Source organism: Streptomyces sparsogenes subsp. cuspidosporus, from assembly GCF_039532705.1.
GTDB lineage: Bacteria > Actinomycetota > Actinomycetes > Streptomycetales > Streptomycetaceae > Streptomyces > Streptomyces sparsogenes.
Genome location: NZ_BAAASD010000061.1, coordinates 1 through 12,363 on the forward strand (window position 1 = coordinate 1; position 12,363 = coordinate 12,363).

Genomic DNA, 12,363 nt, shown 5'->3' on the forward strand with positions numbered 1-12,363 from the left:
CAAGGAGCCAGGCCCGCGCAAGGGCACTGCGGCGCCCAAGGGCGCGGCGGCGCGCGCGGCCACCGCCGCGCGCGGGGACTCCACGGCGCGCAAGGGCACAGCCGCGCGCCGGGGCACGACGGCACGCGAAGGGACGGCCGCACGCAAGGGGGCGGCTCCCCGGGAGCGGGTGGCCGCCCGCGAGCGGGCCGCGCGCCTGGTGCGCTCTCCCCGGGGCGCGGGCGCCCCCCGCCCGCCGCGCCGCCCCGCCCGGGGCAGCCTGCCGGAGGCGGTGCGCCGAACGCAGACGAGGGTCAGACGGGCCTGGGACCGGCCGCTGACCGCCTACTACCTGATCATGGGCGGCAGCCTGCTGATCCTGGTGCTCGGCCTGGTGATGGTCTACTCCGCCTCCCAGATCAAGGCGCTCCAGTCGGGCCTGGCCCCCTCCTACTTCTTCCGCAAGCAGCTGCTCGCCGCCGTGCTGGGCGGGACGCTGCTGCTGCTCGCCGTGCGCATGCCCATCAAGCTGCACCGCGCCTTCGCCTATCCGCTCCTGGCGGGGTCGGTCTTCCTGATGTGCCTGGTCCAGGTGCCGGGGATAGGGGTGGCGGTCAACGGCAACCGGAACTGGATCTCCTTCGGCGGACCGTTCCTGCTCCAGCCCAGCGAGTTCGGCAAGCTGGCGCTGGTGCTGTGGGGGGCGGATCTGCTGGCCCGCAAGCAGGACAAGCGGCTGCTGACCCAGTGGAAGCACCTGCTGGTCCCGCTGGTGCCCGCGGCGGCCCTGCTGCTCGGCCTGATCATGCTGGGCGGGGACATGGGCACCGCGATCATCCTCACCGCCATCCTCTTCGGCCTGCTGTGGGTGGCCGGCGCCCCCACCCGGCTGTTCGCCGGCGTGCTGGCCTTCGCCGGGGTGATCGGGGTGCTGCTGATCAAGTCCAGTGCCAACCGGATGTCCCGGCTCGCCTGCATCGGGGCCAACGAGCCGGGCCAGAATGATCAGTGCTGGCAGGCGGTGCACGGGATCTACGCCCTGGCCAATGGCGGCTGGTTCGGCTCCGGACTCGGGGCGAGCATGGAAAAATGGGGCGAACTACCTGAACCGCACACCGACTTCATCTTCGCCATTACCGGGGAGGAACTCGGCCTCGCGGGGACGCTGTCGGTGCTCGTCCTCTTCGCGGCTCTAGGCTATGCGGGTATCCGCGTGGCCGGACGCACGGAGGACCCCTTCGTGAGGTATGCCGCGGGAGGCGTGACCACTTGGATCACGGCCCAGGCCGTGATCAACATCGGCGCGGTGCTCGGCCTGCTGCCGATCGCCGGGGTCCCGCTCCCGCTGTTCTCCTACGGAGGGTCCGCCCTGCTGCCGACCATGTTCGCGGTCGGCCTGCTGATCGCCTTCGCGCGGGCGGAACCGAGCGCGCGGGCGGCGCTGGCCACGCGGCAGCCTGCTTTGTGGAAGAAGCTGGCTCGGGTGAGACGGAAGACGATGAGACGGCGCGTCAAGAAGCGGCCGTCCGGAGAGCGGTGAATTTCGGTGCATGTCGTACTCGCCGGTGGGGGGACCGCCGGCCACATCGAGCCCGCGCTCGCCCTCGCGGACGCCCTGCGCAGGCAGGATCCGACCGTGGGGATCACGGCGCTCGGCACGGAGCGGGGACTGGAGACCCGGCTCGTGCCCGAGCGTGGTTACGAACTCGGGCTGATCCCCGCCGTACCGCTGCCACGCAAGCCGACCCCCGAGCTGATCACCGTCCCCGGGCGGCTGCGCGGCACGATCAAGGCCGCCGAGCAGATCCTGGAGCGCACCAAGGCCGACTGCGTGGTCGGCTTCGGCGGCTATGTGGCCCTGCCCGGCTATCTGGCCGCCAAGCGGCTCGGCGTGCCCATCATCGTCCACGAGGCCAACGCCCGGCCCGGCCTCGCCAACAAGATCGGCTCCCGCTACGCCAAGTTCGTCGCGGTCTCCACCCCGGACAGCAAGCTGCGCGGCGCCCGCTACGTCGGCATCCCGCTGCGCCGCTCCATCGCCACCCTCGACCGGGCGGCGGTCCGCCCCGAGGCGCGCGCCGCCTTCGGCCTCGACCAGAATCTGCCCACCCTGCTGGTCTCCGGCGGCTCCCAGGGCGCGCGCCGGCTGAACGAGGTGGTCCAGGCGGTCGCCCCGTTCCTCCAGCGGGCCGGAATCCAGATCCTCCACGCGGTCGGACCGAAAAACGAATTGCCGCGCGTGGACAACATGCCCGGTATGCCGCCCTACATCCCGGTACCGTACGTGGACCGGATGGACCTCGCGTACGCCGCGGCGGACATGATGCTCTGCCGCGCGGGCGCGATGACCGTCGCCGAGCTGTCCGCCGTCGGGCTGCCGGCCGCCTACGTCCCGCTGCCCATCGGCAACGGCGAACAGCGGCTCAACGCCCAGCCCGTGGTCAAGGCCGGCGGCGGGCTGCTGGTCGACGACGCGGAGCTGACCCCCGAGTGGGTGCAGGGCAATGTGCTCCCGGTGCTCGGCGACCCGCACCGGCTGTACGAGATGTCCCGGCGCGCCGCCGAGTTCGGCCGCCGCGACGCCGACGATCTGCTGGTCGGCATGGTGTACGAGGCGATCGCCGCCCGCCGCTAGGCGTACGGCGAGCCGGGCCGGAAGGCGCCCCCCCGGGGGGCCACCGGCCGGAAACAGGAGGAGAAGCGTGGCCGGAGCGACGACCGCCAAGAGCGGTGCCCGACGGACGCCGCCCCCCGGCCCGCCCCCGCCCCTCCTCAGGGCACGCCGCCGCCTCCGTCCGCCCAGCCGCCGCACGCTGCTGGTCACGGGGGTGGCGGTGGCGCTCCTCGGCTCCGGCGTCACCTGGCTGCTGTACGGATCGAGCTGGCTGCGGGCCGAGCGAGTGACCGTCAGCGGCACGGCCGCCCTCACCCCGGACGAGGTACGCCGGGCCGCCGACGTCCCGCTGAACGAGCCGCTGGTGGCGGTGGACACCGGCGCCGTGGAGCGCAGGCTGCGGACGCGGCTGCCACGCATAGCGGACGTGGACGTCTCCCGCTCCTGGCCGCACACCATCGCCGTACGGGTCACCGAGCGCAGGCCCGAGGCGCTGGTCGAGAAGAACGGCAAGTTCGTCGAAGTGGACGAGGAGGGCGTGCTGTTCGCGACCGTCTCACAGGCACCGAAGGGCGTTCCGCTGCTGGAAGTGGAGGCGGACCGGTCGCCGAGTTCGCGCCATTTCGGCGCGGCCAGGCTGCGTCGCGAGGCGGTGGCCGTGATCACCCAACTGCCCGAGACGGTCCGGGCGGACACCCTCACCGTGCGCGTCCGCTCCTTCGACTCGATCACGCTGGGGCTGACCCGGGGCCGCGCGGTGGTGTGGGGCAGCTCCGAGCGCGGGGCGGCGAAGGCGAAGACGCTCACCGCGCTCATGAAGGCCGAGCCGGACGCGGAGCGCTACGACGTGCAGGCGCCGACCGCCCCCGCCGTGGCGCACAGTTGACACGCATCGCGGCAGGCCAGGACCCTGGTTGGCTAGCCCGCTGGGTGATCACATAGGGTGAAAAGAAAAACGGGAGGTTCGGCGTGTTCATTGAACGCGCGCCGCTTGTCGACTTAGTGTCCTGTTCCGAAGAGTCCAGGAAACAGAGGCACTGGTAACCCTAAACTTCAGCGTTAGGGTTGGGGTCGGCGATCAGAACCGTCCCATTCGGCATCAGTCGGCGCACCGCGGCAACGGCGGGGTGGCGACACGTAACTCGAGGCGAGAGGCCTTCGACGTGGCAGCACCGCAGAACTACCTCGCAGTCATCAAGGTCGTCGGCATCGGCGGCGGTGGCGTGAATGCCATCAACCGGATGATCGAGGTCGGGCTCAAGGGCGTCGAGTTCATCGCGATCAACACCGATGCGCAGGCCCTGCTGATGAGTGACGCCGACGTCAAGCTCGACGTCGGCCGGGAACTCACCCGCGGCCTCGGCGCCGGGGCCAACCCCGATGTCGGCCGCAAGGCCGCCGAGGACCACCGCGAGGAGATCGAGGAGGTCCTCAAGGGGGCCGACATGGTCTTCGTCACCGCGGGCGAGGGCGGCGGCACCGGCACCGGCGGCGCCCCCGTCGTGGCCAACATCGCCCGCTCGCTGGGCGCCCTGACGATCGGCGTGGTCACCCGTCCCTTCACCTTCGAGGGCCGCCGCCGCGCCAACCAGGCCGAGGACGGCATCGCGGGGCTGCGCGACGAGGTCGACACCCTGATCGTGATCCCGAACGATCGACTGCTGTCCATTTCGGACCGTCAGGTGAGCGTGCTCGACGCGTTCAAGTCCGCGGACCAGGTGCTGCTGTCGGGCGTCCAGGGCATCACCGACCTGATCACCACCCCGGGCCTGATCAACCTCGACTTCGCGGACGTCAAGTCGGTGATGTCCGAGGCCGGCTCGGCGCTCATGGGCATCGGCTCGGCCCGCGGCGACGACCGCGCGGTGGCCGCCGCCGAGATGGCGATCTCCTCGCCGCTGCTGGAGGCCTCCATCGACGGCGCCCGCGGCGTGCTGCTCTCCATCTCCGGCGGCTCCGACCTGGGCCTGTTCGAGATCAACGAGGCGGCGCAGCTGGTGAGCGAGGCCGCGCACCCCGAGGCGAACATCATCTTCGGCGCGGTGATCGACGACGCGCTCGGCGACGAGGTCCGGGTCACCGTCATCGCGGCCGGCTTCGACGGCGGCCAGCCGCCGGCCAAGAACCGCGACAAAGTGCTCGGCTCCTCCTACAGCGGCGGCAGCCGCGACGAGACCCTCGGCTCCACCGGCCCGAGCACCGGCCGCACCTCCTCCGACACCGGCAGCCGGCCGTCCTTCGGCGGGCTCGGCAGCGTCACCCCGCGCGAGGAGGAGCCCCTCGCGCCCGAGCCGACCCCGGTCGCCGAGGTGCCGTCCACCCCGATGCCCGCCCCCCAGGTCCCGCCGGCCCGTCCGTACCCGGAGAGCCAGGCCGAGGAGCTGGACGTGCCGGACTTCCTCAAGTGAGCCGTGGCGACATGGCTCCACGGCGATCCTGAAGCGATCCAGAAGTGATAGCGCAACAGTACGACGCGAGCGGCGCGCACTTCGCCTTCACCGACCGGTGGGGCGGAGTGAGCGCCGCTCCGTATGACGAGCTCAACCTCGGCGGCGCGGTCGGCGACGACCCCGCGGCCGTACGGACCAACCGCGAGCTGGCGGCCAAGGCGCTGGGCCTGGACCCGGCCGACGTCGTCTGGATGAACCAGGTGCACGGCCGTGACGTGGCCGTGGTCGACGGGCCGTGGGGGGACCGGGAGGTCCCCGCGGTGGACGCGGTGGTGACGGCGCGTCGGGGGCTCGCCCTCGCCGTGCTCACCGCCGACTGCACCCCGGTGCTGCTGGCCGACCCGGTGGCGGGCGTCGCCGGGGCCGCGCACGCCGGACGGCCGGGCCTGGTCGCCGGGGTGGTCCCCGCGGTGGTGCGGGCCATGACCGAACTGGGCGCGGACCCCGCCCGGATCCTCGCCCGCACCGGGCCCTCGGTCTGCGGACGCTGCTACGAGGTTCCCGAGGCGATGCGCGCCGAGGTCGCCGGGGTCGTGCCCGAGGCATGGGCCGAGACGAGTTGGGGCACTCCGGCGGTGGACGTGACCGCCGGCGTGCGCTCCCAGCTCGCGCGCGCGGGCGTGCCGACGGAGGGTCAGCCCCACGTCTGCACGCTGGAATCGGCGGACCACTTCTCGTACCGGCGCGAGCGCACCACCGGGCGGCTCGCGAGCTATGTCTGGTTGGGCGGCTGAGTCGTGACGGATCGCAGAACGGAACTGGCCGACAATCTGGCCCGCGTGGAGGAACGTATCTCCGCGGCTTGTGCGGCAGCCAACCGCAAACGTGAAGAAGTCACGTTGATTGTGGTGACCAAGACCTACCCGGCGAGCGATGTCCGGATCCTCGCGGAACTCGGCGTTCACCATGTGGCCGAGAACCGCGATCAGGACGCCGCCCCCAAAGCGGCCGAATGCGCCGATCTTCCGCTGATTTGGCACTTTGTCGGGCAATTGCAGACCAATAAGGTGCGATCGGTGGCCAGTTATGCCGATATGGTGCAATCCGTCGACCGCAAGCGACTGGTGGACGCGCTGTCGCGCGCCGCGGTGGGGGCCGGCCGTGAACTCGGCTGTCTGATCCAGGTCGCGCTCGACGCGGAGTCGGGTCAACAGGGAAGCAGGGGAGGTGTCGCGCCGGACGGAGTCGAGGCGCTCGCCGACGCGGTGGTGGCGGCGCCGGGGCTGCGCCTTGACGGGCTGATGACCGTGGCGCCGCTGGCCGGACCGTACGCGGGGCGGCCCCGGGCCGCCTTCGATCGGCTGATGGAAATCTCATCCGGCCTGCGCGCGGCCCATCCTGCTGCGAACATGGTCTCGGCCGGGATGAGCTCGGATCTCGAGGACGCGGTGGCGGCCGGAGCGACACATGTGCGCGTCGGCACGGCGGTGCTCGGAGTCCGACCCAGGCTCCGGTAACGTCGCGAAGAAGTCGGACCACAGCACAAAATATGGTCATTCCCGCCAAAAGGCGGGCAGGCCGCGTGGATCCAAGGCATCCGGTGGCGGAGCCGATCCACCACAGAGCGGAGGACGCAGAGAATGGCCGGCGCGATGCGCAAGATGGCGGTCTACCTCGGCCTCGTGGAGGACGATGGGTACGACGGCCGGGGATTCGACCCCGACGACGAGTTCGAGCCCGAACCGGAGCCCGAGCGGGATCGTCGCAGGCATCAGGTGGCGGAGACCGAGCCCCGTCCGGAGAGGGGCGAATCTGTACGAGTCGTCCACCCCCCGGCGCAGCGTGAACCCGCCCCGCTCGCAGCGGAAACCGGGCGACCCGCGCGAATCGCCCCCGTGGCATCCATCACACCTGAACGTCATAACTTGGAGAAGAACGCGCCGGTGATCATGCCCAAGGTCGTGTCCGAGCGAGAGCCGTACCGCATCACGACGCTGCACCCCAGGACCTACAACGAGGCCCGTACTATCGGGGAACACTTCCGTGAGGGCACCCCGGTGATCATGAATCTGACGGAGATGGACGACACGGACGCGAAGCGACTTGTCGACTTTGCGGCCGGACTCGTCTTCGGTCTCCATGGGAGCATTGAGCGGGTGACTCAGAAGGTGTTCCTGTTGTCTCCTGCTAACGTCGATGTCACGGCGGAGGACAAGGCCCGTATCGCAGAGGGCGGGTTCTTCAACCAAAGCTGAGACGCAACACGGCAACACCGAGACAACAACAGGCCGTACGGCCGAGCACGCAAGGGGAGAGGGACGCGCGGGATGGACGTCGCACTGCAGGTGATCTACATCGCGCTGTATTGCTTCCTGATCGTGCTGATCTTCCGGCTGGTGATGGACTACGTCTTCCAGTTCGCCCGCTCATGGCAACCCGGTAAGGCGATGGTGGTCATCCTCGAGGCCACCTACACTGTCACCGATCCGCCGCTGAAGCTTCTGCGGCGGTTCATCCCGCCGTTGCGTCTCGGGGGTGTGGCGCTCGACCTGTCCTTCTTCGTTCTGATGATCATCGTCTGGATCGTGATCTCCGTCGTCCGCAATTTTGCGAGCAGCGTGTGAACGATACGGTCTTGCCGATTGCCGACGACTACGTTGAGGTGAGTTAGAGATGCCGTTGACCCCCGAGGACGTGCGGAACAAGCAGTTCACGACCGTCCGCCTCCGAGAAGGCTATGACGAGGACGAGGTCGATGCCTTCCTCGACGAGGTCGAAGCCGAACTGACCCGCCTGCTGCGGGAGAACGAGGACCTGCGCGCCAAGCTGGCCGCCGCGACGCGGGCCGCCGCGCAGAGTCAGCAGCAGAATATGCGCAAACCTCCGGAACAGCAGGAGCGACCCGGCGCCCCCGTGCCCGCCGCCATATCCGGACCGCAGCCCGTGCCGCCCGGCCAGCAGCAGATGGGTGGCCCGCCCCAACTCCCGGGTGGTGCCCCGCAGCTGCCGGCAGGCCCGATGGGTCAGGGCGGTCCGGGTCCGATGGGGCAGGGCGGCCCCGGCCCGATGGGTCAGAACGGCCCGATGGGCCCCGGTGGCCCCATGGGCGGCCCGATGGGCGGCCCCGGCGGTCCGCAGATGCCGCAGCCGGGCCAGGGCCCGGGCGGCGACAGCGCCGCGCGCGTGCTCTCGCTCGCGCAGCAGACCGCCGACCAGGCGATCGCGGAGGCCCGTTCCGAGGCCAACAAGATCGTCGGCGAGGCCCGCAGCCGCGCCGAGGGCCTGGAGCGGGACGCCCGCGCCAAGGCCGACGCGCTGGAGCGGGACGCGCAGGAGAAGCACCGCGTCGCCATGGGCTCGCTGGAGTCGGCCCGCGCCACGCTGGAGCGCAAGGTCGAGGACCTGCGCGGCTTCGAGCGCGAGTACCGCACCCGGCTGAAGTCGTACCTGGAGAGCCAGCTGCGCCAGCTGGAGAACCAGGCCGACGACTCGCTGGCCCCGCCGCGCACCCCGGCGACCGCGTCGCTGCCGCCGTCCCCGTCCATGACCGGTTCCATGGCCTCGGCCGGCGCCGGCACGATGGGCGGCCACACCATGGGCGGCAACCAGTCCATGGGCGGCCACACCCAGGGCGGCGGCGCGCCGTCCTACGGCGGCCAGCAGCAGATGTCCCCCGCGATGACCCAGCCGATGGCCCCGGTGCGGCCGCAGAGCCCGCAGCCGATGCAGCAGGCGCCGAGCCCCATGCGCGGGTTCCTCATCGACGAGGACGACAACTGACGCCGCGGCGCGCGTAACGCGCGCAGCGCGTGGCGTCGGCAGTCATACGATCCGGGCCCGGGAGCATCGCTCCCGGGCCCGGGTTGCTTGTGCGCCCTCAGCCGGCGCCGGTCTCGCGGACCTCGGTGGAAGCGCAGAGCGCCGGAGGTGGCTGCTTGGCAGCCCCCTCCGGCGCTCACCGGAACGGGATTACGCCTTGCGGAGGCGGAACGAGAGGTTCAGGCCCTCGTCGGAGAACTCCTCGCCGTAGCCGGAGTCGCCCTCGCCCAAGCCACCGTCGCCCAAGTCGCCGTCGGCGGACGCGAAGTCCGTCGCCAGGACCTCGTCCGCGATCAGCGCGGCGTGGTCGGTCAGCGCCGTACGGACCTCCTCGTCCGCGGAGCGCCAGCGCAGCGCGATCCGGTCGGCGACGTCCAGACCGCTGTTCTTGCGGGCCTCCTGGATCAGCCGGATCGCGTCACGGGCCAGGCCCGCGCGCCGCAGCTCCGGGGTGATCTCCAGGTCGAGGGCCACCGTCGCGCCCGCGTCGGAGGCGACCGACCAGCCCTCGCGCGGGGTCTCGGTGATGATCACCTCGTCCGCGGACAGCGGGACCGTCTCGCCGTCCACGACCACCGACGCCGTCCCCTCGCGCAGCGCCACCGACAGCGCGGCCGCGTCCGCCTCGGCGATCGCCTTGGCGACCGGCTGGGTGCCCTTGCCGAAGCGCTTGCCCAGGGCGCGGAAGTTGGCCTTCGCCGTGGTGTCCACCAGCGAGCCGCCGACCTCGCTCAGGGAGGCCAGGGACGAGACGTTCAGCTCCTCCTCGATCTGCGCGCGCAGCTCCGCGGACAGCGACTCGAAGCCGGACGCCGCGACCAGCGCGCGCGACAGCGGCTGCCGGGTCTTGACCCCCGACTCGGCGCGGGTCGCGCGGCCCAGCTCCACCAGGCGGCGCACCAGCGCCATCCGGGTCGACAGGTCCGGGTCGATCAGGTCCTTGTCGACCTCCGGCCAGGTGGCCAGGTGCACGGACTCCGGGCCGTCCGGGGTGACCGGGACGACCAGATCCTGCCAGACCCGCTCGGTGATGAAGGGGACGAGCGGGGCCATCAGCCGGGTGACCGTCTCGATCACGTCGTGCAGGGTGCGCAGCGCGGCCGCGTCGCCCTGCCAGAAGCGGCGGCGGGAGCGGCGCACGTACCAGTTGGACAGGTCGTCGACGAACGCGGACAGCAGCTTGCCGGCGCGCTGGGTGTCGTACGCCTCCAGGGCCTGCGTCACCTGGTCGGTCAGCGTGCCCAGCTCGCTCAGCAGCCAGCGGTCGAGCAGTGGCCGGTCGGCCGGCGCCGGGTCGGCCGCGCTCGGGGACCAGCCGGAGGTGCGGGCGTACAGGGCCTGGAAGGCGACCGTGTTCCAGTAGGTGAGCAGCGTCTTGCGGACGACCTCCTGGATGGTGCCGTGGCCCACCCGGCGGGCCGCCCAGGGCGAGCCGCCGGCGGCCATGAACCAGCGGACGGCGTCCGCGCCGTGCTGGTCCATGAGCGGGATGGGCTCCAGGATGTTGCCCAGGTGCTTGGACATCTTCCGCCCGTCCTCGGCCAGGATGTGACCGAGGCAGACCACGTTCTCATAGCTCGACTTGTCGAAGACGAGCGTGCCGACCGCCATCAGGGTGTAGAACCAGCCACGGGTCTGGTCGATGGCCTCGCAGACGAACTGCGCCGGGTACCGCTTCTCGAAGGTCTCCTTGTTGTGGTACGGGTAGCCCCACTGGGCGAAGGGCATCGAGCCCGAGTCGTACCAGGCGTCGATGACCTCGGGCACCCGCACGGCCTCCAGCGAGCAGCCGTCGGCGGGGCAGGTGAAGGTGACCTCGTCGATGAACGGCCGGTGCGGGTCCAGGCCCGACTGGTCGGTGCCGGTCAGCTCCGTAAGCTCGGCGCGCGAGCCGACGCAGGTGAGGTGGTTCTCGGCGCAGCGCCAGATGGGCAGCGGCGTGCCCCAGTAGCGGTTCCGGGACAGGGCCCAGTCGATGTTGTTGTTGAGCCAGTCGCCGTAGCGGCCGTGCTTGACCGACTCCGGGAACCAGTTCGTCCCCTCGTTCTCGCGTAGCAGTGCGTCCTTGATCGCGGTGGTGCGGATGTACCAGGACGGCTGCGCGTAGTAGAGGAGGGCGGTGTGGCAGCGCCAGCAGTGCGGGTAGCTGTGCTCGTACGGCACATGGCGGAACAGCAGGCCGCGGGCGCCCAGGTCGGCCGTCAGCGCCTCGTCGGCCTTCTTGAAGAACTGGCCGCCGACCAGCTCCAGGCCCTCCTCGAAGGTGCCGTCCGGGCGGACCGGGTTGACCACCGGCAGGCCGTAGGCGCGGCAGGTCCGCAGGTCGTCCTCGCCGAAGGCGGGGGCCTGGTGGACCAGGCCGGTGCCGTCCTCGGTGGTCACGTAGTCGGCGTTGACGACGAAGTGGGCCTCGCCGTCGAAGTCCACGAGGGTGAAGGGCCGCTGGTAGGCCCAGCGCTCCATCTCGGCGCCGGTGAACGCCTGCCCGGTCGCGGTCCAGCCCTCGCCGAGCGCCTTCTCCAGCAGCGGCTCGGCGACGACCAGCTTCTCCGTGCCGTCGGTGGCGACCACATAGCGCACCTCGGGGTGCGCGGCGACGGCGGTGTTGGACACCAGGGTCCACGGGGTGGTGGTCCACACCAGCAGCGCGGCCTCGCCGGCGAGCGGCCCGGAGGTCAGCGGGAAGCGCACGAAGACCGAGGGGTCGACGACCGTCTCGTAGCCCTGCGCGAGCTCGTGGTCGGACAGCCCGGTGCCGCAGCGCGGGCACCAGGGGGCGACCCGGTGGTCCTGGACCAGCAGCCCCTTGTTGAAGATCTCCTTGAGGGACCACCACACCGATTCGATGTACTCGGGGTTCATGGTCCAGTACGCGCCGTCGAGGTCGGTCCAGAACCCCATGCGCGTGGTGAGCTCGGCGAAGGCGTCGGTGTGGCGGGTGACGGACTCGCGGCACTTGGCGTTGAACTCGGCGATGCCGTACGCCTCGATGTCCTGCTTGCCGCTGAAGCCGAGCTCCTTCTCGACCGCCAGCTCGACCGGCAGGCCGTGGCAGTCCCACCCCGCCTTGCGGTCGACGTGGTAGCCGCGCATGGTGCGGAAGCGCGGGAAGACGTCCTTGAAGACGCGGGCCTCGATGTGGTGGGCGCCCGGCATGCCGTTGGCGGTCGGCGGGCCCTCGTAGAAGACCCACTCGGGCCGCCCCGCCGACTGCTCGAGGCTGCGGGCGAAGATCTTGTTCTCCCGCCAGAAGTCGAGCACGGCGTGCTCGAGGGCGGGCAGGTCGACCTGGGCGGGCACCTGGCGGTACTGCGTCATCGGATCCTTCCTCCGGCGGATACGTGCGGGGCTTGCGTTCCGTCGGAGGGACGAGAGCTCGCGCTCCCGCGGTACCACCCTCCTTGGCCGGGAGCGCTGTGAGCTCCTGGCCCCCTCATTGGGGTCGCGACGCCGGTTCTACTGGCCCTGGGCGGGGGTTCTTCCGGCGGCTCCGGGGTGATCCTTCACATCGCGCTCGCCCCCGGGCTCGCACCGTCCCCGGGTCGCTCATGGCTGCGTACG

10 protein-coding genes are annotated in these 12,363 nt (G+C 71.2%); 9 read left to right on the forward strand and 1 reads right to left on the reverse strand.

The window, feature by feature from the left end:
* Window positions 1-169 precede the first annotated feature (169 nt).
* The 9 genes from ftsW (at window position 170) to ABFY07_RS39205 (ending at window position 8,763) form a co-directional block, all read left to right on the forward strand.
* The gene (ftsW, locus tag ABFY07_RS39165; protein ID WP_346179070.1) at window positions 170-1,519 is read left to right on the forward strand and encodes a putative lipid II flippase FtsW; all 1,350 of its coding nucleotides are present in this window, start codon (window positions 170-172) and stop codon (window positions 1,517-1,519) included.
* A gap of 6 nt (window positions 1,520-1,525) precedes the next feature.
* Window positions 1,526-2,614, forward strand: a complete 1,089-nt coding sequence (gene murG, locus ABFY07_RS39170; protein ID WP_065958555.1) for an undecaprenyldiphospho-muramoylpentapeptide beta-N-acetylglucosaminyltransferase — start codon at window positions 1,526-1,528, stop codon at window positions 2,612-2,614.
* 67 nt (window positions 2,615-2,681) lie between these two features.
* Complete coding sequence (locus tag ABFY07_RS39175) at window positions 2,682-3,479, forward strand: cell division protein FtsQ/DivIB (protein WP_346179047.1); 798 nt, start codon at window positions 2,682-2,684, stop codon at window positions 3,477-3,479.
* 277 nt (window positions 3,480-3,756) lie between these two features.
* Window positions 3,757-5,001 (forward strand): cell division protein FtsZ, encoded by a 1,245-nt coding sequence (ftsZ, locus tag ABFY07_RS39180; protein ID WP_346179048.1) that lies wholly within the window; start codon window positions 3,757-3,759, stop codon window positions 4,999-5,001.
* Window positions 5,002-5,045: 44 nt separating this feature from the next.
* On the forward strand, window positions 5,046-5,777 hold the full coding sequence (gene pgeF, locus ABFY07_RS39185; RefSeq protein ID WP_346179049.1) for a peptidoglycan editing factor PgeF: 732 nt from the start codon (window positions 5,046-5,048) through the stop codon (window positions 5,775-5,777).
* A 3-nt stretch (window positions 5,778-5,780) separates the two neighbouring features.
* Window positions 5,781-6,500 carry a YggS family pyridoxal phosphate-dependent enzyme gene (locus ABFY07_RS39190; RefSeq protein ID WP_065958551.1) on the forward strand — a complete coding sequence of 240 codons (720 nt, stop codon included), beginning with the start codon at window positions 5,781-5,783 and terminating at the stop codon, window positions 6,498-6,500.
* 123 nt (window positions 6,501-6,623) lie between these two features.
* Window positions 6,624-7,238, forward strand: a complete 615-nt coding sequence (locus ABFY07_RS39195; RefSeq protein WP_065958550.1) for a cell division protein SepF — start codon at window positions 6,624-6,626, stop codon at window positions 7,236-7,238.
* Window positions 7,239-7,310: 72 nt separating this feature from the next.
* Window positions 7,311-7,607 carry a YggT family protein gene (locus ABFY07_RS39200; RefSeq protein ID WP_065958549.1) on the forward strand — a complete coding sequence of 99 codons (297 nt, stop codon included), beginning with the start codon at window positions 7,311-7,313 and terminating at the stop codon, window positions 7,605-7,607.
* A 49-nt stretch (window positions 7,608-7,656) separates the two neighbouring features.
* Window positions 7,657-8,763: a DivIVA domain-containing protein gene (locus ABFY07_RS39205; protein ID WP_065958548.1), complete on the forward strand. Its 1,107-nt coding sequence runs from the start codon at window positions 7,657-7,659 to the stop codon at window positions 8,761-8,763.
* Window positions 8,764-8,952: 189 nt separating this feature from the next.
* Here the strand turns inward: ABFY07_RS39205 and ileS are convergent, their stop codons facing one another.
* Window positions 8,953-12,120, reverse strand: coding sequence for an isoleucine--tRNA ligase (gene ileS / locus ABFY07_RS39210; protein WP_346179050.1), 3,168 nt, complete (start codon window positions 12,118-12,120; stop codon window positions 8,953-8,955).
* Window positions 12,121-12,363 lie beyond the last annotated feature (243 nt).